Source organism: Pedobacter sp. UYP1 (assembly GCF_040547305.1).
Classification (GTDB): domain Bacteria; phylum Bacteroidota; class Bacteroidia; order Sphingobacteriales; family Sphingobacteriaceae; genus Pedobacter.
The window spans coordinates 56,315-81,697 of the sequence record NZ_JBEPPL010000013.1; the positions used below are offsets into that span (position 1 = coordinate 56,315).

At 39.9% G+C, this 25,383-nt stretch carries 18 protein-coding genes; 12 read left to right on the forward strand and 6 right to left on the reverse strand.

The features are described from left to right. Positions 1-55: 55 nt before the first annotated feature. Together ABIB30_RS20945 and ABIB30_RS20950 are read left to right on the forward strand one after the other, a co-directional pair. Entirely contained in the window at positions 56-2,383 is a 2,328-nt protein-coding gene (locus ABIB30_RS20945; protein WP_354304998.1) for a TonB-dependent receptor, read from the forward strand. A gap of 4 nt (positions 2,384-2,387) precedes the next feature. After that, positions 2,388-3,203: a DUF4249 family protein gene (locus ABIB30_RS20950; RefSeq protein WP_354304999.1), complete on the forward strand. Its 816-nt coding sequence runs from the start codon at positions 2,388-2,390 to the stop codon at positions 3,201-3,203. 139 nt (positions 3,204-3,342) lie between these two features. Here ABIB30_RS20950 and ABIB30_RS20955 read toward each other — a convergent pair whose 3' ends face one another. Further along, positions 3,343-4,737 carry a glycosyl hydrolase family 18 protein gene (locus tag ABIB30_RS20955; RefSeq protein ID WP_354305000.1) on the reverse strand — a complete coding sequence of 465 codons (1,395 nt, stop codon included), beginning with the start codon at positions 4,735-4,737 and terminating at the stop codon, positions 3,343-3,345. Between the two features lie 401 nt (positions 4,738-5,138). On the opposite strand from ABIB30_RS20955, the gene ABIB30_RS20960 reads away from it, so the two are divergent. Then, the gene (locus ABIB30_RS20960; RefSeq protein WP_354305001.1) at positions 5,139-5,666 is read left to right on the forward strand and encodes a protease; all 528 of its coding nucleotides are present in this window, start codon (positions 5,139-5,141) and stop codon (positions 5,664-5,666) included. 265 nt (positions 5,667-5,931) lie between these two features. Next, positions 5,932-6,912, forward strand: a complete 981-nt coding sequence (locus tag ABIB30_RS20965; protein WP_354305002.1) for a 3-keto-disaccharide hydrolase — start codon at positions 5,932-5,934, stop codon at positions 6,910-6,912. Positions 6,913-7,046: 134 nt separating this feature from the next. Here ABIB30_RS20965 and ABIB30_RS20970 read toward each other — a convergent pair whose 3' ends face one another. Next, positions 7,047-7,985 (reverse strand): helix-turn-helix domain-containing protein, encoded by a 939-nt coding sequence (locus ABIB30_RS20970; protein WP_354305003.1) that lies wholly within the window; start codon positions 7,983-7,985, stop codon positions 7,047-7,049. Positions 7,986-8,209: 224 nt separating this feature from the next. On the opposite strand from ABIB30_RS20970, the gene ABIB30_RS20975 reads away from it, so the two are divergent. The 4 genes from ABIB30_RS20975 (at position 8,210) to ABIB30_RS20990 (ending at position 14,933) form a co-directional block, all read left to right on the forward strand. Next, a complete protein-coding gene (locus ABIB30_RS20975) occupies positions 8,210-9,079 on the forward strand; it encodes an AraC family transcriptional regulator (RefSeq protein ID WP_354305004.1) in 870 nt (289 codons plus the stop codon). A gap of 97 nt (positions 9,080-9,176) precedes the next feature. Continuing rightward, positions 9,177-11,051 (forward strand): alpha-L-fucosidase, encoded by a 1,875-nt coding sequence (locus tag ABIB30_RS20980; protein WP_354305005.1) that lies wholly within the window; start codon positions 9,177-9,179, stop codon positions 11,049-11,051. Between the two features lie 24 nt (positions 11,052-11,075). Continuing rightward, entirely contained in the window at positions 11,076-12,494 is a 1,419-nt protein-coding gene (locus tag ABIB30_RS20985; protein ID WP_354305006.1) for an alpha-L-fucosidase, read from the forward strand. Positions 12,495-12,503: 9 nt separating this feature from the next. After that, the gene (locus tag ABIB30_RS20990; protein WP_354305007.1) at positions 12,504-14,933 is read left to right on the forward strand and encodes a glycoside hydrolase family 3 N-terminal domain-containing protein; all 2,430 of its coding nucleotides are present in this window, start codon (positions 12,504-12,506) and stop codon (positions 14,931-14,933) included. 24 nt (positions 14,934-14,957) lie between these two features. On the opposite strand, the gene ABIB30_RS20995 is transcribed toward ABIB30_RS20990, so the two are convergent. The 3 genes from ABIB30_RS20995 to ABIB30_RS21005 form a co-directional block, all read right to left on the reverse strand. Continuing rightward, on the reverse strand, positions 14,958-16,097 hold the full coding sequence (locus ABIB30_RS20995) for a hypothetical protein (RefSeq protein WP_354305008.1): 1,140 nt from the start codon (positions 16,095-16,097) through the stop codon (positions 14,958-14,960). A gap of 97 nt (positions 16,098-16,194) precedes the next feature. After that, positions 16,195-16,623: an SRPBCC family protein gene (locus ABIB30_RS21000; protein ID WP_354305009.1), complete on the reverse strand. Its 429-nt coding sequence runs from the start codon at positions 16,621-16,623 to the stop codon at positions 16,195-16,197. 56 nt (positions 16,624-16,679) lie between these two features. Then, entirely contained in the window at positions 16,680-17,402 is a 723-nt protein-coding gene (locus tag ABIB30_RS21005; protein WP_354305010.1) for a hypothetical protein, read from the reverse strand. A gap of 280 nt (positions 17,403-17,682) precedes the next feature. Here ABIB30_RS21005 and ABIB30_RS21010 point away from each other — a divergent pair, with 280 nt between their 5' ends. The 3 genes from ABIB30_RS21010 (at position 17,683) to ABIB30_RS21020 (ending at position 20,527) form a co-directional block, all read left to right on the forward strand. Then, positions 17,683-18,168 carry a hypothetical protein gene (locus tag ABIB30_RS21010; protein WP_354305011.1) on the forward strand — a complete coding sequence of 162 codons (486 nt, stop codon included), beginning with the start codon at positions 17,683-17,685 and terminating at the stop codon, positions 18,166-18,168. 476 nt (positions 18,169-18,644) lie between these two features. Continuing rightward, the gene (gene dnaA / locus ABIB30_RS21015; protein WP_354305012.1) at positions 18,645-20,075 is read left to right on the forward strand and encodes a chromosomal replication initiator protein DnaA; all 1,431 of its coding nucleotides are present in this window, start codon (positions 18,645-18,647) and stop codon (positions 20,073-20,075) included. 20 nt (positions 20,076-20,095) lie between these two features. Further along, a complete protein-coding gene (locus tag ABIB30_RS21020; protein WP_354305013.1) occupies positions 20,096-20,527 on the forward strand; it encodes a hypothetical protein in 432 nt (143 codons plus the stop codon). A gap of 40 nt (positions 20,528-20,567) precedes the next feature. Here the strand turns inward: ABIB30_RS21020 and ABIB30_RS21025 are convergent, their stop codons facing one another. After that, positions 20,568-22,016 carry a tetratricopeptide repeat protein gene (locus tag ABIB30_RS21025; protein WP_354305014.1) on the reverse strand — a complete coding sequence of 483 codons (1,449 nt, stop codon included), beginning with the start codon at positions 22,014-22,016 and terminating at the stop codon, positions 20,568-20,570. A 715-nt stretch (positions 22,017-22,731) separates the two neighbouring features. Between ABIB30_RS21025 and ABIB30_RS21030 the strand changes: the two genes are divergently transcribed. Then, positions 22,732-25,116 carry a glycoside hydrolase family 95 protein gene (locus tag ABIB30_RS21030; protein ID WP_354305015.1) on the forward strand — a complete coding sequence of 795 codons (2,385 nt, stop codon included), beginning with the start codon at positions 22,732-22,734 and terminating at the stop codon, positions 25,114-25,116. The last annotated feature ends 267 nt before the right edge of the window (positions 25,117-25,383 follow it).

Genomic DNA, 25,383 nt, shown 5'->3' on the forward strand with positions numbered 1-25,383 from the left:
GCCCCGGAAAGGATTTTCCGGGTTTATTTTATTGAGTGTAACCTAAAGTACATTTATGCGATCTACCTATCGAAATTTACTATTGCTTTTACTCCTCACTCAATTCCAGTTTTCATTTGCCCAGGTCAAAAAGACCATTACCGGAAATATAACTGATGGGAAAACAGGAGAAACCTTAATTGGTGCCAGCGTGAAAATAACCGGTGGCACAACCGCCGTAGCCATGACCAATGGGTACGGCTTTTATGCTGTTAGCACTTTACAGGGCGAGCATGATATATCTGTAAGCTTTATCGGCTACAAAACGATCACAAAACATCTTAGCTTATCACAAAACATAAGACTGGATTTTGTACTGGATCCTGGTAATCAACTAGATGAAGTGGTTATTTCCAGCACAGCTATTGATGATAACATTAACAGCCCTCAAATGGGGCCGCAGAAAATGAGCAGCAATGAAATCCGGAGCCTCCCCATGCTGCTGGGCGAAAGAGATGTGATGAAGGCGCTGCAACTCCTGCCCGGTATCAAATTAGCAGGCGAAGGGAACAGTGGTTTTTATGTCAGAGGAGGAGCAACCGATCAAAATCTGATCCTGCTGGACGAAGCTCCGGTTTACAATGCCTCCCATCTGCTCGGCTTTTTCTCTACCTTTAACCCCGACGCAATCAAAGACGTCACTGTCTATAAAGAGGGGATGCCTGCGCAATATGGCGGAAGATTATCCTCGGTCATAGATATCAAAATGAACGAAGGCAATAGCAAAGAAACTACTGTAGAAGGAGGTATTGGCCTCATTGCTTCCCGGCTCAAAGTAGAAGGGCCAATAGTCAAAGACAAAGGATCCTATATGATCAGTGGCAGGAGAACCTATCTGGATGCGTTCTTTAAATTATCCCCCAATAAATCTATCAGTAAAAATGCCCTTTACTTCTACGATCTCAATGCAAAAGCCAATTACAAACTGGATGAAAAAAACACCCTTTTCCTCTCCGGCTACTTTGGAAGAGATAAACTCGATCTAGTCAATATCTTTGGATTTGATTGGGGCAATGCAACGGTAACCATGCGCTGGAACCATTTATATGGCCCGAAGCTGTTTTCCAATACTTCTATCATCTACAGCCATTATAGCTATGAGATCAATAACCTGATGGAAGATGCTAACTTCGAAGTCAATTCATTTATCAGAGACTTTAATTTAAAGCAAGACTTCCAGTATAGCATCAGCAATAAACACCAGCTGAAATTTGGTCTTAATGCCATTCATCATACCATAGCTCCCGGTAAGATGACCGCCACCAGCGCATCCAGCGTCAACCCCATTACTTATGAAAACCGCAAAGGACTTGAACTTGCCGCCTATCTGACAGATGAATGGACCGTAAGCGATAAGTTTAAAATGGTCTATGGATTACGATTGAGCGGCTTCGCTGTAATGGGGCCGGGTAATTTCAAAACCTATGATGCTGATGGTAATATCACACAAACTCATGCCTATAGCGCTGGTCAGTCTGTTAAAAATTACCTCAACCTGGAGCCCCGGTTTTCGGCCAGTTATAAACTAAACAGCAACAGCTCCATTAAAGCTGCTTATACCCGGAATACACAGAATATCCACTTGATGTCTAACTCTACGTCGACCTCTCCAACAGATTTATACATAATGAACAGCAATAATGTAAGGCCGGAAATCGCAGATCAGGTCTCTACAGGCTACTTCAGAAATTTCAACGATAATCAATATGAATTCTCTGCAGAAATCTATTATAAATCAATGCAGCATCAAATCGAATACCGGAGTGGGGCAGACTTGCGTGAAAAAGACAATGTAGAAGCGGATTTGCTTTATGGCGATGGCAGAGCTTATGGTGTAGAATTGTTTTTCAAGAAAAGGTCCGGCAAATTCAACGGTTGGATAGGCTACACCTATTCTAAAACCGAAAGACAATTTGATGCGCTGAATGACGGCCGGTGGTTTAATGCCAAACAAGACCGGACACATGATGTTTCTTTGGTCGGCATTTACAAAGCCAGTCCCCGCTGGACATTTTCTACCGTATTTGTGTACAATACAGGGAATGCAGTGACTTATCCGAGCGGTAAATATCAGGTTAATGGCAGAACCGCTTTTTATTATGCGGATAAAAACGGTTACCGTACCCCAGCTTATCACCGCCTTGATGTTTCAGCGACGCTGGAGGGTAAACCGGGTAAAGAATACCAATCCAGCTGGACTTTTGGTATTTATAACCTCTACAATAGACAGAACGCTTTTGCAATCAATTTTAAGGATGATCCGGATAATGCTGCTAAAACACAGGTCGTGAGAACAACCTTGTTTGGAGTTATCCCTTCCGTAACCTGGAACTTTAAATTCTAGTATCATGATGTATTCAAAGAACAACAGAAAAATTAAGCCAGGAACAGGATTCCTGATCGGGATATTATTGCTGGGCATATTTTCAAGCTGCGAGAAAGCAATTGACCTGAACCTGGATAATGCAAAGCCAATCATCGTGATTGATGGTGGCGTAAATGACCTTAATGAAGTTCAGGTAGTCAGGATTTCTACTACCTATTCATTTACCGAAGCAAATAAATTTAACGGGCTTGCCGGAGCAAAAGTTGTACTGACCGGCAGCGATGGTACAACTGTTAATTATACGGAGAAAACTACCGGGATCTATAACAGTCCTAAATTCAAAGGGAAACCTGGGACTACGTATAAGCTAACTGTCAATGTACAGGGGCAAACTTATACCGCAATTTCTACCATGCCGCAAAAAGTAATTTTGAACCTGCTGACTTTTAAAGAGTTTACAGTGGTCGATAAAACGAGGAAATATGTGGCTGTTATTTATGATGATCCGCCTGCTGTAGACAACTGGTACCACTCCATTGTCCGGTTCAAAGGAAAAGTGAAATTCGATGTCGCGACGGACGATCGTTTCAACAACGGCAATAAAGTTAATGATGTGATCTTTTATGATCTCAGCAAGGACATGGTTCCTGGCGATACTGTGGCCGTAGAGTTTCAATGTGTCGATAGAGCAGTCCACAGGTACTTTTTTAGCCTGGGTCAGAATTTATCCGAAACCCAGCCTGTTTCACCAGCTAACCCACCTTCAAACTTTGATAACAACGCCCTGGGTGTCTTCAGTGCTTATACTACAAGCTCGCGCAAAGCACTGTTCAGGTAAAGTAATGGGAGAATAAAGCAGGCCCTTCTATTGGAAGGGCCTGCTTTTATTAACATATCGGCGATATTGGAGAATCATTTAATAACATTAAAAGATCGCTTAGCCAATATCAAGAAGGTTACTTCTTTAATAGCTGAATTTACTTATTGATACCAAAAGCTTCCCAGCCTGAAATCGTTGTCCGGTTACAAGTCATTGCCTGCGTACCGTTTTCGCTTGAAATGTATTTTCCATTATTTCCTCTGAAAGATACTGTTCCATCTGCATTGGTTACCCAGTCAAATTTCTCCCAATCACCAGCCGTAGTACGGCTGCAGGTAATAGCCTGCGTTCCGTTTTCAGAAGAAACATATTTGCCTTTACTTCTTAACGAGATTTTACCACCTCCAGCATCAACTACCGTAAAAGTCTCTACAGGTGATGCCGCAGTGCGGTTACAAATCATTGCTGTAGCGCCATCTTCACCACTTACATAACGGCCATTGATCCCTTTTAGCGTTACTGTACTTCCGATTGGAATAGATCCACCTGGATTGCCCGCTCTGGAAACTACCACCTGGTTAATTGCAGACAGCAGCGAGTTTGCGCCAGTAGCATCTTGCGATAACTCCCAGATCATAATACCACCAGCCTGGTCAAAAGCAAGATTAGTTTTGCTTTTAATGGTAGGGATGCCATTGTATCCGATTCCCGCATAAGAATCTGAATTTGGACTTCCGCCTCTTGATAAAATGGTTTTATAATCTACATACTCATTAGAAGAACGGCCATAAAATGGAACTCCTAAATTAGCTTTGCTTGCAGGAAGACCTCTGCCTACCCAGTAGTTTAAAGACTGAACTGCAAGTGCATAGGTAGAGTGATTAGCTCCGCCTTCGTCATAAGCCATGATGTTTAAGAAATCTACTGCAGCGAATACCGCATTTTGAACACCAGGGCCATTGTAAGAAACTACAGCTGCGGTTAATAATTTTCCTTTGTTGTGCATCGCAGTACTTAACTGCTGCATTAAAGCAGTATAATTATTGCCTGAATTTCCTGCGTCAGGATATTCCCAGTCAATATCAATCCCATCCAGATTATACTGATTCACCAAATTGATTACGTTGTTGGTAAATGTGGTCCTGCCAGATGCGCTTGATGCGAAAGACTCAAATGCACTGTCATCCCCATTATTCCATCCGCCAACTGAGACTAATACTTTTACATTGTTAGCATGTGCTGTAGCAACCAGGCTTTGAAGTTTGGAAGGGTTTTCTAAAGGCTGGAAACCACCTGAAGCGGTAGGAAGAATAAAAGCATAATTGATATGCGTTAACTTGCTGTACTGGATTTGATTAACTTCGCCTGCCCAGGAAGGTACATAGCCAATTACTTTAAAGTTAGCTGCAGAAACGGCATTGACCGATGTGTTATTTGCATTCATCTGGTTGTCAGGAATTGCAGACTCTGCCTCTTGCTTTTTACAGGATGCCATTGCTAATAATAGCAATGCAGGCATTAACATTAATCTTAAATGTTTTTTTGTTTTCATGATAGTTGGTTTAGGTTATTGATTTAACATAAAACTAACATCATAAATTGTATAAAACAAAATATTATTTAATTAAAATTAAATAATTAATATTTAAAGATAATTAGTGATACGCTTTAAATACAGTGAGTTTTGGCTTTTAAGGACGTTTTTTATCCTGAGAATCATCTTTATATGAAAATTAGTGAAAATTTATGATTCGGAATAAAACCAATAAAATATTAAACTAATAAATAGTCAAAAATGCAGCTATGCCTGATAAAAGGTATACTTTTATAGAATGAACCCGGCAGGTTTAAAATAAATATTAAAACTGCATGGCAATATTTATGTTAATCATCAAAGGTTCCTGTTAATCATCAAAGGCTCCATTTAACAAAAAACAACAATAAATAAATAAAATGAAATCAATTATTCCATTATTATCTGCTGCAGTTATGGTGTTTTCATCCTGTAGCCATCAGACGTCAACCTCTTCAGCCAGGAAGATCAAAGAAGATGCGGCAACCAACAAGGCATGGAAAAGACCGGTTGGCAAAAGTATTTATGCTGTGCTGCAAGTTAAAAGTACCATTAAAGTTGGTGACTCCGTGAAACTGAAATTTACTGTTTACAACCCTACAGACAGTGTACAGCAGTTTTGTAAATGGCACACTCCATTTGAACCTTTAATGAGTAAATACCTTGACGTTAAAGAAGCGAATGGTGAAGAAGCAAATTACCAGGGCGCAATGGCTAAAAGAATGATGCCGCCACCTGCCAGCAGTTATCAAAAAGTAAACCCAGGAGACAGTCTTTCAATCGAAGTTGACTTGCTTAAAGGTTATGCGGTTAAAAAACCAGGAAAGTACGCGATTACCTATACCGGAGAAGGAATGAGTGGACTTGCGGTTAAAGACAGTGTTGTTTTTAATTACGTTAAACCATAATAAGTTCAGAAATCTTCCACAGCCTGCCCTGATGAACTGATTTGTATTTTTTGGACTACTACCATAGTCCATCAATTCGACATTAGTCCATCATTGAACACTATTCCATCCATCCAACACTGCAATTTTCTTCGCTGCAACACAATTTTCCCTCCTTCCTGCAGCATTAACTTCGTAAAGAATACATTATAATAGGAAATAAGGTTTATTTGAAATTAAATAAATCCTATCTTATCCTGCCAAATCAGTAAACCATTATAATGCTATGAATATGTATCGAAAATTTCTTGTTTTAAGTTTAAGCAGTTTGCTCACTTTAGCGGCGGCTGATACTTTGTATGCAGCAGACCATTCCCCGGCAATTCACCTTAAAAATGCAGCAACTGCAAAAGAATTAATAGGACGCTGGGACATCACTATGGACGAAAATGGTAAAACTGTTCCGTCCTGGCTAGAAGTTAAACTTTCGGGCAACAGCACACTGACCGGCTATTTCGTTGGTGTTTCGGGAAGTGCGCGTCCAATCGCCAAAGTCACTTTTAAGGATGGTAAATTCAGTTTCACTATTCCACCACAATGGGAAAAAGGAGATCAGGACTTTGTGATAGAAGGAGAACTGACAGGAGATGAAATTCATGGGACTTTGGTCACCAGCGAAGGGAAAAAACACAATTGGAAAGGTGTGAAAGCCCCTTACCTGTACAGAACTGCTCCGGTAGCCTGGGCTAAACCTATTGCTTTGTTTAACGGAAAAGATCTGACCGGATGGAAAGCTTTGGGCGAGAATCAGTGGGTTGTTAAAAATGGGGTATTAACCAGTCCGCACTCAGGTGCTAATCTGATCTCAGACCAGAAATTTACAGACTTTAAATTACATGTAGAATTTAAGTATCAAAAAGGTAGTAACAGTGGCGTGTATTTAAGAGGACGCTACGAAGTGCAGATTGAAGATAGTCCTAAAGATGCACATCCTTCAAGCGTGTTGTTTAGTGGAGTTTATGGTTTCCTGCCACCCAATCAGATTGCTGCTTTAGGGCCAGACCAATGGCAGACCTATGATATCACACTAATCGGACGTATGGTTACTGTGGTCGCGAACGGAAAAACAGTCATCAGTAACCAGGAAATTCCAGGAATTACAGGTGGTGCCCTTGACAGTAAAGAAGGGGAGCCTGGGCCAATTTATTTTCAGGGAGACCATGGGCCGATTGAATTCAGAAAAATTATAATTACCCCAATCAAATAGGAATTATAGTTTCCAATGGGAATTATAGTTTCAGATAGGCTTTACAGCTGTAAATAAGAGTTATAGTTTCGGATTGAAATTATAGTTTCAGATTGGCTTTACAGCTGTAAATAAGAATTATTGCTAAAAAAGAATTATAACGAATGGTTAACGGGGTTTTCACTAATCCCGTTGACCATTTTTAATTGTCTTTTGTAATCAGAAGGATTAACCTTCATCGTCTTTTTGAAGATCTTTGAAAAATGGTGGCGATCAGAAAATCCACATTCATAAGAAATCTCATCCAGCGACTTATTGCTATGGTGCATCAAATGGCAACTTGCCTCTACTCTTAATTTCAGGATATAATGCTGTGTGGTAATCTTCGTACTCATCTTAAACAGCCGGGCAAAGGAATTGATGGCCATATTTGAGGCATCAGCCAGCTGCTCATTCGTTATTTTTCTCCTGAAATTTCCCTCAATGAATTTAATCGACTTTAAGATTCTGTGGTCAATGTTTCCTGAATCCCAGATTTCATCTGGCAAATTCAATAAACAAGCTGCAATTAGCTGTTTAACACGTAAAGATTCTTTCATACTGGTAATCAGGTCGGTCATGCAGGCCTTTTTGATCTCCGTTAACAAATGGCTGATCGATTCGTTAAGTTTGCTTAGATAAATGCTGTTATTGACAAAATCCAAAGGGTAGCCGAGTGAGAAATGAATGAAAAAATGATCCACTTTTCCGTTCGATTTCAGGGTAGTAAGACTGTCAGTCTCTATGAACTTCCGGCCGATAATAGACTCATCCTGAAAGTTGAAATTTCTTTTTAATTGTGATGAAAATGAAGTGTTGGGAGGGATGATCAGTATATTTTCGTTATTCAATGGAATAGTGCCGTCCTTAAATCTGATGGTTGAACCCGCAATGGAATTATGATAAATCCGCCAAAAAGGAACTTTGAGATCATCACATTCCCATTCTTCTAAAATCCAGTAACGGCAGCAAAACAATTTTATGCTTAGCTCTTTAAAGTTTTGATGTACCGCAGAAGGGTCTATTTTAATTTCCTCACTTAACTTCCTTGTCATTCAATGTTTGTTTTATACATAATTTTGAGCAAATCATACAACAGGATTGGAAATAGTTTTCCCAACTTTAGAAACCGAATATAAACAAAATTAAAATTTGACTCGCTTGACGTATCGCCAGGCAGTGTAATTCTGAAAAGTTTTTTCAAAATTCTTTTCAGTCAGCACTGATTTCTGCAGCAGATGGCTGGTCCTTTGAATCATCAAGATTAATTTTAGAGCGTATGAAACCACAACTGCTGAAAATCTCAAAAAGCCCTGCACAATCATTCACTGTGCGCCATGACCTGAAGCCTGGGATGAATAATAAATTTCACTATCATCCTGAGGCAGAACTTATCTATTTTATCAAAGGAAAGGGAGCACAATTTATTGGGGACAGTATCAGTGAATTTAAACCTGGTGATCTGGTTCTTGTCGGTGCAAACCTGCCACATTACTGGCGGTTTGATGAAGATTTTACGACCATTGATCCAGAGAATTACGCTGACTTTAAGGTTGTCCATTTCTCTGAGAAATTTTTGGGAGAATACTTCCTCAATATGCCTGAAAATAAACTGATCAAAGATATCCTGGACAAAGCTAAACGCGGTATCAGGATTGAAGGCGCGAACAAAAAGAAAGTAACCCAGATGTTGGATTACATGCTGGAAACAGAGGGAACTGACCGCATTATTTATATGATCCAGGCATTACAGGAAATCGCTAAATGTGATCAATCCGAGTTTTTGTCTTCGATTGGGTATTCCCCGGCCAAAGAAGAAATGAACAACGACCGCATTCAGGATATTTATGACTATACATTTGCTAATTTCAGGAATAGAATTGAACTGAAGGAAATTGCAGATGTAGCGCGGATCAGCCCTAATTCTTTCTGCAGATATTTTAAATCTTTCACCCAAAAAACATACTCACAATTCCTGACAGAAATTAAAGTAGGGCAGGCTTGTAAGTTATTAATTGATAACAGGTTAAATATAAAGCAGATCTGTTATGAGAGTGGATTCAATAACTTCACCAGTTTTCATAAATGTTTTAAAGGCATTACCGGGAAGAGTCCCTTAAGTTATCAAAGGGAATTTATGACTTCTTAAACCTGAATGCTAAAAAAGTTGAATCATATGCTAAACGGCTGGTTATAATCAAACGTTTTTATAGCTTACTTGCTGTTACAATCAACAGCAAAAGAGAATGAAGCGTTTTTTATTAAAACTGCCAGTTTTATGTTCCATCCTGCTATTCACTGCCCGGACATTTGCACAAACGGCAGGAGATGAGGATAAAGATATGTTCAATAAAGCCCAGGCCAGAGATCAAAAAGCAATTGATAAAGCTGTCAATGGCTGGTGGAAAACTGCGATGACCACTCACGACCAGCGCATTCAGTGGTGGCGTGAGGCAAAATTCGGCATGTTTGTACATTGGGGCGTTTATTCGCAGGCTGCAGGAGAATGGAAAGGAAAAAACGTTGAAGGCTATTCTGAGCATTTAATGCGGAAAGAGAAAGTTTCCAAAGCTGATTACCTGGAACTTGCCAAAACTTTTAATCCGGTGTCTTTTGATGCCACGGCCTGGATTACCGCTGCTAAAAATGCGGGGATGAACTATTTTATCATCACCGCCAAACATCATGATGGTTTTGCGATGTATCCATCGGTTGTATCTGATTTTAACCTGACTGCCCAAACTCCTTTTAAAAGAGACCCATTAGCTGAGCTCGCTGCTGCGGCAAAAAAGCAAGATATGAAGTTTGGCTTCTATTATTCTCATGCTTTCGATTGGGAAGACCCTGATGCACCTGGGAATGACTGGGAATATAAGAACCCAGGGGGTGATCAATTGATAGGCGGGACAAACTGGTATGATCAGCACCCCGGCTGGCTTCCTAAAGCCGTGAAGTATGTGGATGAAAAAGCAATCCCTCAAATTCTGGAACTGATCAAAAAATACCATCCTGATATCTTATGGTTTGATACCCCGCATAAAATGCCATTTTCTGAGAATCTTCGTATCCTGGAAACGATACGAAATGCAGACCCGGATGTCGTTGTTAATGGCAGGCTGGCCAGAAACGGAAATACAAATTTCGGAGACTATCAGAACACAGGAGACAGGCCCGCAGAATTTGCACCTGTTTCTGGCGATTGGGAGGCGATTCCCACAACCAATGAATCTTATGGCTATTCTAAACACGACCATAGCCATAAATCTGTTGAATTTTTTGTGCAGTTACTCGCTAAAGCAGTTTCCCGCGGAGGGAACCTTTTGTTAAATATCGGCCCAGATGGTCATGGTAATTTTGATATAAAAGATCAGGCTATCCTGGACGGAATTGCAACCTGGATAAAGAAAAATGGAGAAAGCATTGCGCAGGCTTCTAAAACTCCTTTACCACTGCAAAGCTGGGGAGTGACCACAATGGGAAAAGACAAAATTTATCTGCATGTTTTCAACTGGCCTTCCAATCACCTTTTATCATTAGGAGGTTTAAGCGGGCAAACAGGGACACCTTACTTCCTCCAGGATAAATCAAAAACAGCGATCCCAATCACACAACCGGGCGCTGAAATTGTCTTTAGTCTGCCAGCTCAAATGCCTGATAGCCTGAATACCGTTATTGTTTTACCCATTAAGAGAACGCCCCGGATTGATCCGGTCAGGCTTATTGCGGCTGCAGGCTTAACAACCAGGCTGCTTGCTTTTGATGCGGATTATAAAGATCCTGATTTCAAGTACGGAGACGGTAAAACAAATAAATATGACATTAGTAACTGGAAGTCAACCCATCAAAAGATAGGCTGGAAATTCCGCACCACGGCTACTGCTAATTTTACCATACGAATCAAATATATAGCTGCGGGAACTATTGGGGGGCAATATACATTGACACTCGCGGATCAGGTATTTACAAAAAACACCGCTGCTGGATCCAATAATCCTGTCAATGAAGAAATAGGAACCATCCGGCTTAATCCGGGAATACATAACCTGCTGCTTACTCCGCTGAAAATCCCTCAAACCGAACTGATGAAATTGCTGGAAGTTCAACTTGTGCCTGTTAACTAAACCAAATATCTAACCAACTATAATATGAAAAAGAGCTGTTCTATACTATTGATTCTGCTTGCCTGTAGTCAGCTGGTTGCTGCACAAGCTCAGGCACAACCCAAAGATGAAAGAATGAAATGGTGGCGTGAAGCCCGGTTCGGTATGTTTATTCACTGGGGTGTTTACGCACAATGGGCAGGAGTTTATCACGGTCATGAACAAGGCAGGGGTGGTGCAGAATGGATTATGAACCGCTCTAAAATTCCTGTAGCTGAATATCAGGCTAAAGCCAGAGAATTTAATCCGCAAAGCTATGATCCGGACTCCTGGGTGAAAATGGCTAAAGACGCAGGTATGAAATATATCGTCATTACAGCTAAACATCATGATGGCTTTGCACTTTTCAAATCTAAAGCCAGCAAATGGAACATTGCTGATGCAACTCCCTATGGTAAAGATTTATTAAAACCACTGGCCGCTGCCTGTAAGAAATATGGCATAAAGCTGGGCTTTTACTATTCACATGCACAAGACTGGAATAATCCGGGCGGTTCAGCAGCGAGAAAGCTGATGAGAGAAGGTTGGGCGAATCCGGACTCTACTCAAATTGATGCCTATACTTTAGCGCATAACGGACATTGGGATCCTGCACAGGAAACGGCAACATTTGATCAGTATATGGATAAAGTTGCTGTACCTCAGGTTAAAGAACTGTTGACCAATTATGGGGATGTCGCCGTGCTATGGTGGGATACACCAACTAATATGACAGACAAAGCTGCTTTAAAATTACAAGAATTGTTAAAATTACAACCGAACATCATTACCAATGACCGCTTAAAGAGACCCAACTTCCCGGGGGATACTAAAACCCCAGAACAGAAAATACCAGACCGTAAAGAATTGGATGGCAAAGACTGGGAAACCTGTATGACGATGAATGGGACCTGGGGGTACAGAACAAAAGATACCAATTGGAAAAGTACGGCCGTATTGATAAAAAATCTGGTGGATATCGCTTCCAAAGGTGGAAACTATCTGCTGAATGTAGGGCCAAAACCTGATGGGACATTTCCTCAGGAAAGTATTCAACGGCTGGATGAAATAGGGAAATGGATGAAAATTAACGGCGAAGCTATTTATGCTACACAGGCAAATCCACTGGAAGAGGTGAATTGGGGAAGAATTACGGCGAAAGAAAATGGAACGGAAACTATTTTATATCTTACGGTACTAGACTGGCCGGCAGGTGGTAAAATAGAAATTACAGGGTTGACTAACCAGATAAAATCGGCAGTTTTACTAGCAAGTGGCCGTTCACTGAAATTTACGGATAATGTAATTATACTTCCTGCTTCGGCACCAGATTCAATTGCATCCGTCATTAAAGTTAAAATTAAAGGAAAAATTGTGCGCAAAGCTCTCAAAAAAGGGAATATGAAATCTGGTGCACTCGACTAAATATAGCACATGAACATAAAATATCTGATCAGTACACTAGTCATTTTAATCATTGCGCAGACTTCCTTCTGCCAATCCAAAAATATATACCATAAAGGATGGGTGGATTTTAATAAAAATGGGAAGATGGATCTTTTCGAAGATCCATCCCAACCTGTTGAAACCAGGGTAAATGACTTATTAAGTCAAATGAACCTGAACGAAAAAACGAATCAGACCGCCACTTTATATGGCTATGGCCGTGTATTAAAAGATGAAATGCCCACCGCTGGATGGAAATCTGAAATCTGGAAAGATGGTATTGCCAATATTGATGAAGAGTTAAACGGCCTGGCTTACAATAAAAAAGCGCAAACTCAATATTCCTTTCCTTTCAGCAAACATGCTTCCGCAATTAACACCGTACAAAAATGGTTTGTGGAAGAAACCCGGTTAGGGATACCCGTAGACTTTACAAATGAGGCCATTCACGGTCTTTGTCATGACCGGGCGACTCCGCTTCCAGCGCCGGTCAATATCGGAAGTACCTGGAACAAGCATTTAGTTTATCAGGCTGGAAGTATGGTTGGCACAGAAGCCAGGGCCTTAGGGTATACTAATGTTTACGCCCCTATTTTAGATGTCGCGCGCGATCAAAGATGGGGCAGGGTAGTAGAATGTTATGGAGAAGATCCATTTTTAATCGCAGAGCTGGGCAAGCAAATGACCCTGGGTATACAAGATCATGGCGCTGCGGCTACCCTGAAACACTATGCAGTTTACAGTGTTCCTAAAGGCGGGCGCGATGGAAATGCAAGAACAGACCCGCATGTCGCCCCGCGCGAAATGCATCAGCTGTTTTTATATCCTTTCAGAAGAGTTATACAGGAAGCTCACCCTATGGGAATTATGAGCAGCTATAATGATTGGGATGGCGTACCGGTTTCAGCGAGCCATTATTTCCTGACAGATTTACTCCGTAAACAATTCGGATTTACCGGTTATGTTGTTTCTGACAGTGAAGCTATTGAGTTTATTTTTAGCAAACACCATGTGGCCGAAAATATGAAGGGAGCCGTAAAACAGGCTATAGAAGCAGGTCTGAATGTATATACCAATTTCAATATGCCAGATAAATACATCTTGCCTCTGCGTGAACTTGTTAACGAAGGAGCCGTTCCTATGGAAACACTAAATCAGCGGGTAGCCGACGTGTTGCGGGTGAAATTTAAACTCGGTTTGTTTGATCAGCCTTACGTAAAAGATCCTGCTGCAGCCGATCGGGTTGTCCATACCAAAGCAGCTGAAGAATTGTCAAGACAAATCAACAGAGAATCCCTGGTTTTGCTAAAAAATGCAAACCATACTTTACCATTGGATAAAAGTAAATTAAAGAACATTTTGGTTACCGGGCCGCTGGCTACTGAGGTCAACTATACTACAAGCAGATACGGCCCATCTAACAACCCTGTAACGACTATATTAGAAGGTATCAAAGCATATGTATCAAATAATATTAAAACCAGCATAAAACCTGAAGTTAACTATGTAAAAGGTTGTGAGGTTATCGATGAAACCTGGCCGGAAAGTGAAATTATTCCAACCGCATTAACTCCCGCAGAACAAGCGTCCATAGCGCAGGCGGTTGCTGCTGCCCGAAATTCAGATGTGGTGATAGCTGTTGTTGGTGAAACAGATGCACAGGTTGGAGAAAGCAAGTCCAGAACAGGTCTTGGATTGCCCGGCAGACAATTGCAGTTGTTACAAGCACTTTATGCAACCGGTAAACCAGTAGTTATGGTGATGGTCAATGGCAGGCCTTTAACGATCAACTGGGAAAACAGGTATTTATCTGCAATCCTTCAGGCCGGATTTTTGGGGCCGTCTGCAGGTAACACCGTTGCAGAGACTTTGTTTGGCGATTATAATCCGGGCGGGAAACTAACCATGACCTATCCTAAATCAATTGGTCAGATCGAATTTAACTTTCCCTTTAAACCAGCTTCACAAGCAGGACAAAGCAGTAAAGAAGATCCAAATGGCTACGGAAAAACCACAGTTCTGGGCGCATTATATCCGTTTGGTTATGGACTGAGTTATACCACTTTTGAATTCTCAGATTTAGTAGTTACCCCAGATCAGCTGACAGCTCAGGGAGATGTACAGGTAAGTGTCAAGGTGAAAAACACAGGCGGGCGTAAAGGAGATCAGGTAGTGCAATTATATCTGAAGGATGAAGAAAGCAGTGTAACTACTTATGAATCTGTATTAAGAGGGTTTGAACGCGTATCACTTCAGCCTGGAGAAACTAAAACTGTTCAGTTTGTGTTGCATCCTGATGATTTGGCTTTACTGGATAAGGATATGAAATGGACGGTAGAACCTGGTAAGTTCCAGGTTATGATCGGAAACTCATCAGAGGATATCAAGCTGAGCAAGGAATTTATCGTGGTTGATTAGTTCCGATCAATAAATGTTTAATTGTTATTCCGCAACAGAAGTACCATAAGTAGTGGCCTGCATTGTAATAATTTGCCAGCGCTCATTGTGCCATCCTGCATAAAACAGAATGCCTTGCTGCCCATCGGCACTGTCTATCATTGCATCAATTTTGATGATGATTTTTCCCGCCGACCAGATTTCATGATCAAAATTAGTAATGCTATACTCAACTGTCCGGACTTTTTTTGTCGTGAAATCAACGGTACCAATATATTCCGTTAACTTTTCGATAGGATCAGTCACATAATCCTTGTACAAGGCCGCCGGATTTTCCTTCATCATGGTCTGCATTTTATTCAATTCTTTGCGGTCTGATGCCGACATAGAACCAGCAGTCTTTGCAGCCTGATTCACAAGGGCTGCTAAATCTGGTTGGTAAATCTGCTTAAAATCTGGCTTTGAAATCAAGTTGGAGAATTTTTCTGCAGGTTGTTTAGCTGCTAAGTCTTCCAATACTTTAGTCACAAATGGTTTCGGATCTGCTAAACATATTCCGCTGTTCTGCCAGCCATTGGCATTTGCTGAAGAAGACCGGGCAAATGCAATTTTGGGAATCTTAGTTAAAGTATTCCACCCTTTAGCACGAAATGCACTTTTTCCACCAGGATTTTTCCCGCCTGCTTTTTCAACATAGCTATAAAAATCATTGTCTATATTAATCAGCAACCATTTTTGATCGCGCCACAATACATCGAATTTCACTGCAATATTTCCAGTAGCTTGTTTCAGCAGTACATATATACTATAATGCGGAGTTTTTACCTGTTCCACTGGAAAATCTTGCTCAGCAAAATAAATCCTCACAAATTTAGCAGTAGCCGCATTGATATTTTTAACTTTTGCCAATTGCAATAACTCCTGCCATGACGCTTTAAGCTGATTAAAAGAGGCATTATCTTCTTCAGATCCCACAGTAACTGCAGTTGGATTACTGGATATTTCCATTTTATTCACCACATCCATTTCTTGTGAATTTGGAAATATAGGTGTTTTGCTGATATCTTCTTTGTTCAGGAATGTGGTTGCAAAAGCTTTACCCAGAGAGTCAGGTGCAAGAATACACGTTTTCTGAGCCCTGGCAGGAATACAATAAAACAGGAAGAGAAAGATGAAATATTTCATGAGAAGAGGTTTGTCGGTTTTCTTGTTTAAATATATGAAACAAAAGTTAACAAACTTCTTCTTGTTGGTTAAGAACTAGTTCTACTAAAGCGGACTGTTAGAAGTTCTTCTCCGTATAAGTCTTAAAATTATCCAGAATTGACTGCCAGCCCGCCTGCTGCATGTCAACCGGATGCGTACTTTCAGGATCAAAAGTTTCAGTGACTTTAGTTTGATCGCCATCGCTGCTAAAAGAGATTTTTACTTTTCTGCCATCTCCCATGGTATATTCGATAAGCTCATGCTCTTTTACATCAGTATATACGCCTTCGAAATCAAAGCTTACACTGCCATCTTTAGCGGCCATAGTAGTTCTGAAACTGCCATCCTTACGCAGATCATTGTCTGCATAAGGGGAATGCCAGTCGGGTGATGCATTAGTCCATTTGGTAATATGTGCAGGTTGGCTCCATGATTCCCATACCTTGGCTACGGGTAAATTAACTGTGGTTTCTACGGTAATAGGGGGGTGATTTGCAGTTTCCATAATCAGGTGTTGATTTATAAATTAATTATTGCTTTTATTTTTTGAGCACCTCGTGCTTAATTGGTCAGTGTTTTGTTTTTTGCACTTTGGTAATAAAAATAAATTATAGTTGCGATAATCGCTGAAATTGTACAGCCAACTACCAAAAAGCCTATTTGATTGAATAAGAACTTCTGATTAAAGAGCATGGAGATCGTTGCTCCGCCATTTAAATTGACGTATTCTATATAAAAGAATAACATACCTAAAGTAACCGTCAAAAAAAAGACAGGCCAGTTGAACAATACAGCAGTTTTGAAGATTTCATTTTTCACTAAAGGCGGTTTGATCTGGTATAAGTACCAAATACAGGAAGAAGTCACGATGCACCAGAAGACCACACTTTGACCGGTATAGAATGTTTTAAGCACTCCCGACTGATAATCGATCACTTGAGAACTAATCAGATAATTGATAGCTCTTTTACAAAGCGTGGAGAAAACCATGAGGATAATTACTGTTTTAAAGATTAAAACCAGCTTCAGTTTATTTCCCTGTGCAATTTTTGAGCGGTATTGCAGGAGTAAAAAGAAAATCAGTAATATGACTAAAAGATAGGCATCAAACCAGCCGAACTCCCTGGAAACGCCAAAATGTGCAAAGGCCAGGTAGAGCACAAGAGATAACCCACCACAAATCCAGGCAATGATTTCTGGTACAGTCTTTTTAGAATAGAAAACAACAATAGAAAGCAGCAAGCCCAAAAGCAGTATTGCAGCCGCCACTGCACCTGCTAGCATAATTATAAAATAGTCTCCTGATAGATACATAGCTTGATCAATTAATAAATGAGCTCCAATTTATTGATTAAATCCGGGATAATTGCTGTCTTGGCCTGCAACAATGAGTAGTATCTGAAATTTTTTATTGTGGCCATTATACTGATCAGGGTTAAACACTGTAATTAACAGGTTGTAAAACAACTGTGTATGCCTGGTTTCATTTTACAAACTTTAACAAAGTGTAACTTTGCTTAACACTACTATGCCAGATCTTTATATAAATTAATAGATCAGCATCATGAAAAAACACTTTTTAAGTCTGGCTGTATTAGCCATGGTTTCCATTACAGTATACGGGCAAGAATTGAGGCGTACTGAACCGATTCTTGCAAATTCTCCAGGTTTTGCACTGAATGAAGGAGTTGAAATCCTTGCAACTACAGGCAGGTACCATATTCTGGATCTCAGAAAGATTGACCTGGTTAAGGGGGTAAATCTGAACAAGGTTAAAATAAAGAGTGCTCCTGGTGATCCTGTTTTCAGAAATAAACTGGCATCGGACGAAAACCTGCATGAGTTTATTTTTGTCAGTAAAGATCCTGCGCAGCAGAAATTGATTCTGCTGCTCCCAAAAAGCATGATTCTGGCTGGAGCATATACAGAAAGGCTTCCGGCTATTGTGCCCAGGATCCCTTCAGGCGATCCAGAAGCTTTTTCCAAAACTAAAATTTATGATAGGAGTGCTCCTGTAGAAACCATTCCGGCAACAAAAGTCAGGGAATAAACTATAAACAGGGGAGGAAAACGTTTTGCTTATTCTCCCCCGTTTTTAGCGCATTTTCTATAATGTGTATAACCCCATTTCTCCACCCCGGAAATTATGTCCTTTTTTTGCTCATTATTCAAAAACCAAAGCGGCAAATTCAAAAAACCGGATTTTTAAAAGTTATTAACAAGGCTGGTCTTCCCCTCAGATTTTACCCTAACTGGTTGATAGTTATTAGTTTTTTGCATGCTACGTCCAGTGGTTAATAACCTGGTCAAGTTGTTAACACGTCTTTAGTTAACAACACCTGTTGGTAACCCACACTTATCAACATTATGGCCAAAAAAAAAGAGCTAAATAATTGCTTTTTAGTCGCTTACTACTGGGTATAAGTTTATGTTTTTTTGTTGGTAATTTTCTTGATCTTCGCAATCCCAAAAAGGAAGTAAGCTTTTTTCAGGGCTGATAACATTACCAATAACAATAAAAAAACTATGCAGAATACTTGTACAACAGTGTGGAATAACTCGCTTCAAACTATTAAAGCTAACATCCCGAATCAAAGCTATAAGACTTGGTTCGAACCGATCTCGGCCTTAAAATTAGAGGGTAACGTTTTAACTGTACAAGTACCAAGTTTGTTCTTCTATGAGTGGTTAGAAGAGCATTACGTTGGCCTTTTACGCAAAACAGTAAAGCAGGAACTAGGAGACGACGGCCGTTTGGAATACAACATTGTTGTAGACAATAAACCATCAAAAAGCAATACGCCGTATATTGCTGCAAGCTCACCAGCAAACACCAATACTATTGCTTCGAAAGCACTGCCAACACCAGCACCGATCAGCAAGGACTTAAGAAATCCTTTTGTGATCCCTGGTTTGAAGAAACTGAATGTTGATCCACAACTGAATTCTAATTACACTTTAGAGAATTACATTGAGGGAGATTGCAACCGTCTGGCACGCTCTGCGGGCTTCGCTGTTGCTGCTAAACCTGGCGCAACATCATTCAATCCATTAATGATTTATGGTGCAGTAGGATTGGGTAAAACGCATTTGGCTCAGGCCATCGGTAACGAGATCAAACGTACTTATCCAGACAAATTGGTAATCTTTGTATCCTGCGAAAAATTCTGTCAGCAATTTGTTGAATCTTTGAAAAATAACACGATCAATGACTTCGTCAACTTCTACCAGGCTATGGATGTGATCATCATGGACGATATTCACAACTTTGCAGGAAAAGAGAAAACACAAGATATCTTCTTCCATATTTTTAATCATTTACATCAATCAGGTAAACAAATCATCATTACCTCAGATAAAGCTCCAAAAGACTTGTCTGGTTTAGAAGAACGTTTACTAAGTCGTTTCAAATGGGGCTTATCAGCAGATTTGCAAATTCCTGATTTAGAGACAAGGATTGCAATTCTGAGAAAGAAAATGGCAAGTGACGGAATCGACTTACCAGCAGAGGTTGTTGAATATGTTGCACACAATATCGATAACAATGTCCGTGAACTGGAAGGCGCAATGGTTTCCTTACTTGCACAGGCAACTTTAAATAAAAAAGAGATCGACCTGGCCCTTGCTAAATCGATGTTGAAAAATTTCATTAAGAATACGTCCAAAGAAATCTCAATGGAATATATCCAGAAATTAGTTTGTGAATATTTTGAAGTTGCGGTCGATCTTGTCAAATCACCAACCCGTAAACGTGAGGTGGTACAAGCCAGACAAATCTCTATGTATTTGTCTAAAAGTCTGACTAAATCTTCTTTGAAGAGTATTGGCGCATTTTATGGAGGCAGAGATCACTCTACCGTAATTTATGCCTGCCAGACTGTAGAAGACCTGATTGACAGCGATAAAAAATTCAAAGGATATGTAACCGATATCCAGAAGAAATTAAAGATGAGTTAATTCGAACCCACAAAAAAACTATGAACTTAAATGCGACTACGATAGCAATTCTACTGGTTGTTATACTTGCGATCCCTTACCTGGTCCATGTGATCAGGAAAGTACAAAACTATAGTATCCCTTTGATCAAAGCATTGAATCCTTTTTACACAAAGGAAATGCACGAAGCAGATCAGCTGAAGTTGAGTTTATCTCCAATCCTTAAAGAAATGGAGACGCAGGATGTGGCTAAATTCATTCAACACTGGACAGCCAAATTTGAAAACGGCGGTTTTTCTGAGCAGGATGTAATAGACCTGAATGCGAGAATTGCAGATGGAAGAGCAGATCAGGTGAATGGCATTCTGGCTTTACACCCCGCAGCCAGAACTCAGTTTCAGGAGATCAATGAACAATTGAGATTGAAGGAAGCTGCAGTTGAAAAAGAAACTGAATCGGAAGTCTTAGTCTAAAAAAAATATCAAATGACAAAGCTTAATTCTGTGATCAGGATTAAGCTTTGTCATTTAATATTTTTGCGATATTCTGGATAGAGTTATCCAGATTTTCGGCGGAATCAAAAAGTGCCTGTTCAAACTCCAAGTAAGTTTCCTTCCTGTCTTCGCTCATTTTGATCACCATAATGATACCCAGGATATTACTCAGATAACCGCGTATCTCATGAGAATTGATAAATGAAATCTCGCTGTTTAACTTATTGAACATCAACTCATCATATTTTTTCTTCATTTTCAGGGAGCGGTACAGGAAAATGAAAGTCAATATAATCATACTCGCTACTACCATACACAGCATAAAGTAGTTTTGTCTCACCTGCAAGTCTTCCTGGGCAACCACATATTTTTTTTTGATCTCATCATATTTCAGGTAATTCAGAATACTACCGGTTTCCATTGTTTTCACGGTATTCACCGCAGCCTGATCTGTTGCTTTTTTATAGTATTGTGCAGCTAATGCAAACTTTTTTTCTTTTGCGTAGGTATCGCCTACAATGTTGAATAATTTACCTCTCATATACCCCAGGCTCTTCAGGTCGGCTGAAGACAAAAGTTTAAGGGCTATTTTTCTGGCCTTTTCTGTTTGATCAAATAGGAGATAAGCACGTGCGAAATGAAGATAGGTATATAGTTTTTCGGGATCGTTTGCATTGTCTACCAGCACCTTGATTTCATCAATTGATCTTTTATCTTTTTTTAACAATAAGATCATGTATTTCAGGCGGTGCACATTGCCGGCATTCACAAATCTGATACGACTTACTTTAGCTGCGTAATAGTTTAAGGAGTCCAGGTTATTTAAATGAAAGTATGCCGTGGCTTTATTTTCATAAACCAAAAGCTGCATCTGTTCTCTTCCTTGTTGAACAGCCAGATGATGTGCGGTGTCTAAAGCCTCGATAGCTTCTTTGTAAAGGCTGCTTTTAATATACAGGTCTGCAATATTGGCGTAGTTCAGGATGAGCTTACTGGTGTCCTGCTGGCTTTGTAATTGCTTCTCTATGATCAGGTAACTTTCCATGGCCCGCATGTAATTCTCCAGGTCAGTATCAATAAAAGCCAGTATTCTCAACAGCTTGATAAACCGTGGACTTTCTTGCGGAGTTTCATCCAGGGCACTGAGGATATAACGCTTCGCCTGGTCAAACTTTAAAAGCCTTTTCGCATATAAAGCTTCTATTTCAAATCTGAATGCTTTTTTATCCGGAAGATCACTTTTTGTAATTACAGCTAATAATATTTCTCTGTTGCTGCTTAGTTTTTCTTCCTTCGCTAACCATATATAAGAGGTGATTAGCTTTTCAATCTGTTTTTCTGCAGCAGACGGAGAAGATTTTACTGCTGTTTGTATTTTATCCTGTAAACTGTTATCAGCATAAAGGGAAATAGAAGAAAGGAAAAATATTAACGTTGAAATGACAGCCGTTTTGAGGATTGTCTTCATTTATACTTATTTAAATTGCTTTACAATAGGCTGATTTAAAAATAGCGAAGGAGAAGCAATCTTCCTTAAGATTTTTTACTTTAATAGTCGAAAATTAACAAGGTTATATTTTTTATTACATATATATGTTGTTTTGTTAACATAAATAGTGTTTTTCTGAAAAATTCAATACTGTAAAAAGCAACCCACCCTTAATCACACAGCAGGTGAACCAAATCATATTTTTAGCTAATTTTCTTCAGAATTCTATGAGTTTAGAAAATTCAGGTTGCATTTTAGCTAGGCATTCAGCACCCATCTGGCTTTGAAGAGAGATAACTATCAAATGATATTTCTTTTTATTGATTCCTGAACTTGATGAATTGATTTATTCAAATTGAGTGGTATAAACATAATGGACAAGTTAATTCTGCAAGTTCTGATGACTATGGTAAGTTTCGGATAGCGTTCTGAAATTTTATGATCCAGATCATATCAATTGTAATTACTTCATAACTAACTTGCTAAGGTATATCGCTTATTTAATGTGATCAGCTGGGTTTTTAACTCAAAGCAATAAAAATTAAGCTTGAATTTAAATTACTAAACTTTGTAAGGAACAGTTTAGGTACAGGTTTTTTATAGCCTATATAGTTTAATCATTGGCTAATAAAGTAAAATGTGGATGTCCGATTATTTCATTATTTTATCCTGACCAAATAAAGCTATATATCAAATGAAGAAAAATCTCCTTTTTTTTGCCGGCCTTCTGTTGACTGTAATTCAAACCTCTGCACAGCAGAATAACCATAAACTTATTTATACTAAACCTGCCACCCAGTTTGAAGAAGCATTGCCATTAGGAAATGGCAGACTGGGAGTTATGGTTTACGGTGGCATACAATCCGAACGCTTTTCTTTAAATGAGGCCACATTGTGGGCAGGCGGTCCTGTTAATCCGGACATGAACCCTCAGGCAAAGACCTATCTTAAGCCTGTAAGAGATGCTTTATTCTCTGAGAACTATAAAAAAGCAGATTCATTGGTACGTTTTATGCAGGGCAAATTCTCGGAATCCTACGCGCCGCTAGGAAACTTATTTTTTGATTTTAAGCAACAAGGAGAGCCTGCAGATTATAAAAGAGAACTTGATATTCAAAATGCAATTAGTAAAGTAAGCTATACGCTCAATGGAACAACTTATACCAGGGAAACTTTTGTTTCTCATCCAGATCAGCTGGTTGTAGTCAGGTTTACCGCCAGTGGAAAAGATAAACTTGATTTCACCTGCCGTTTAAACAGTCTGTTGCAACATAAAGTTTCTTCAAATGGGAAAGTCCTGTCGATGAACGGACATTCACCCGTACATGTTTCTCCACTTAATCACGGGAACGAAGTGATTTGGGATGAAGTGAATGGAATGCGTTTTACTGCGCAGGTCAAAGTGCTTAAAACAGACGGTAAATTTAATGCGAAAGATAGTACGCTGCATATTTCGGGCGCGCGTGAGGCAGTTATTGTGCTTTCCATGGCAACAAGTTATAACGGATTTGATGTCAATCCGGGTACCCGTGGAAAAAATGAGTTGAAAATAGCTGCGGCTTATTTGCAAAAAGCAGCCCCTTATGCAGTCCTTTTAAAAAATCACACCCAGGATTTCAGAAAATATTATGATCGTGTACAACTTACTTTGGGTGATGAAGACCGCGCAGAGTTAAATACTGTGGACCGGTTAAATGCCTTTGCTGCTGGTAAAAATGATAATGCATTAGTTGCTTTATATTATCAATATAGCAGATATCTATTAATAAGTTCATCAAGACCAGGCGGGCAGTCTACTAATTTACAGGGAATCTGGAATGAGAAGGTTCAGCCGCCATGGAGTAGTAATTATACAACTAATATCAATGCGGAAATGAATTACTGGGGAGTAGAAACTGCAAACTTGCCAGAGATGCACCAGCCTTTACTTGATTTTATTGGTCGCCTGGCTAAAAACGGAGCGGTTACTGCCAGGAATTATTACGGGGCAAATGGTTGGGTTTTGCACCATAATAGTGACATCTGGGCGATTACCAATCCAGTTGGCGATTTCGGGAAAGGCTCTCCAGCCTGGGCAAACTGGCCAATGGGCGGTAACTGGATGGCCACCCATCTATGGGAACATTATGCTTTTACACAAGACGCAGTTTATTTGAGAGAACAGGCTTATCCGCTAATGAAAGGCGCAGTACAATTTTGTCTGGACTTTTTAGTCGCAGACAAAAAAGGGCGCTTAGTTACTGCCCCCTCTACTTCGCCGGAAAATAATTATATCACACCATCCGGATACGTTGGCTCGTTGTTATATGGTGGTACGGCCGATCTGGCTATTATCAGAGAGTTATTCAATGATTATGTGAAAGCAAGTGAATTATTAAATGCAGATCCTGATGTGCGTAATCAAGTTAAGACCGCTTTAAATAAGATGTTGCCCTATCAGGTTGGCAAAGCGGGAAATTTGCAGGAATGGTATCATGACTGGAAGGATGAGGATCCCAAACACAGGCATCTTTCTCATCTTTTTGGCGCCTATCCGGGTTATTCAATTACCTCATCTGCAAATCCTGAGCTGTCTGATGCAGTCAGGAAATCTTTGACTGTCCGTACCAATGAGGGGACTGGTTGGGCAATTACCTGGAGGATCAATTTATGGGCAAGAATGCAGAATGGCGAGCGGGCTTATGATGCCTTAAAGAAATTATTGCGTTTTGTCGGTAATGGGGCAGAAGTGAAAATGAATGGTGGTGGTACTTATGCGAATCTATTCTGTGCACATCCGCCATTCCAGATTGATGGAAACTTTGGTGGGGGAGCGGGGATTGCAGAAATGCTGCTGCAAAGTCACCAGGGATATATTGAGCTTTTGCCAGCTATTCCTGTAGAATGGAAAAAAGGCCAGGTTAAGGGCTTAATTGCCAGAGGTGGATATCGTATTGATATGCAATGGGAAAATGGTAAACTCATCTCGGCACAATTAAAAGCTAAAAAATCGGGGGACTGTCAGGTTAAGTACAGAAATAAATCGATCAACTTGTCTGTAGCCGCTGGAAATGCTTATAACCTGAATGAGTTGCTGTAATCAGCAACTCAAATTCAATTTTCCTCAAAAAATAATCCTGTGCTATTCACCTAAGGCAATCGCCGATTGGTGTAATAATAAATAGATTTAATTTTTTATAATTTAACTTTAAGGCATCTCTTAGTAATTAGAGTTAATACGCATTTACTGGATGGTTATAAAAAAAATAAATATTCTGTAAGTAGTTGATTCTGTTTGTGCTGATGAGTGTAAAGTTGAACAATTAATTGATAATAAAGGGTTTATTGCCTGTTAAGAGGGAATAGA

Coding starts and splice junctions, on each gene's coding strand:
- ABIB30_RS20945 (WP_354304998.1), top strand. CDS start 56: ATGCGATCTACCTATCGAAATTTACTATTGCTTTTACTCCTCACTCAA.
- ABIB30_RS20950 (WP_354304999.1), top strand. CDS start 2,388: ATGATGTATTCAAAGAACAACAGAAAAATTAAGCCAGGAACAGGATTC.
- ABIB30_RS20955 (WP_354305000.1), bottom strand. CDS start 4,737: ATGAAAACAAAAAAACATTTAAGATTAATGTTAATGCCTGCATTGCTA.
- ABIB30_RS20960 (WP_354305001.1), top strand. CDS start 5,139: ATGAAATCAATTATTCCATTATTATCTGCTGCAGTTATGGTGTTTTCA.
- ABIB30_RS20965 (WP_354305002.1), top strand. CDS start 5,932: ATGAATATGTATCGAAAATTTCTTGTTTTAAGTTTAAGCAGTTTGCTC.
- ABIB30_RS20970 (WP_354305003.1), bottom strand. CDS start 7,985: ATGACAAGGAAGTTAAGTGAGGAAATTAAAATAGACCCTTCTGCGGTA.
- ABIB30_RS20975 (WP_354305004.1), top strand. CDS start 8,210: ATGAAACCACAACTGCTGAAAATCTCAAAAAGCCCTGCACAATCATTC.
- ABIB30_RS20980 (WP_354305005.1), top strand. CDS start 9,177: ATGAAGCGTTTTTTATTAAAACTGCCAGTTTTATGTTCCATCCTGCTA.
- ABIB30_RS20985 (WP_354305006.1), top strand. CDS start 11,076: ATGAAAAAGAGCTGTTCTATACTATTGATTCTGCTTGCCTGTAGTCAG.
- ABIB30_RS20990 (WP_354305007.1), top strand. CDS start 12,504: ATGAACATAAAATATCTGATCAGTACACTAGTCATTTTAATCATTGCG.
- ABIB30_RS20995 (WP_354305008.1), bottom strand. CDS start 16,097: ATGAAATATTTCATCTTTCTCTTCCTGTTTTATTGTATTCCTGCCAGG.
- ABIB30_RS21000 (WP_354305009.1), bottom strand. CDS start 16,623: ATGGAAACTGCAAATCACCCCCCTATTACCGTAGAAACCACAGTTAAT.
- ABIB30_RS21005 (WP_354305010.1), bottom strand. CDS start 17,402: ATGCTAGCAGGTGCAGTGGCGGCTGCAATACTGCTTTTGGGCTTGCTG.
- ABIB30_RS21010 (WP_354305011.1), top strand. CDS start 17,683: ATGAAAAAACACTTTTTAAGTCTGGCTGTATTAGCCATGGTTTCCATT.
- dnaA (WP_354305012.1), top strand. CDS start 18,645: ATGCAGAATACTTGTACAACAGTGTGGAATAACTCGCTTCAAACTATT.
- ABIB30_RS21020 (WP_354305013.1), top strand. CDS start 20,096: ATGAACTTAAATGCGACTACGATAGCAATTCTACTGGTTGTTATACTT.
- ABIB30_RS21025 (WP_354305014.1), bottom strand. CDS start 22,016: ATGAAGACAATCCTCAAAACGGCTGTCATTTCAACGTTAATATTTTTC.
- ABIB30_RS21030 (WP_354305015.1), top strand. CDS start 22,732: ATGAAGAAAAATCTCCTTTTTTTTGCCGGCCTTCTGTTGACTGTAATT.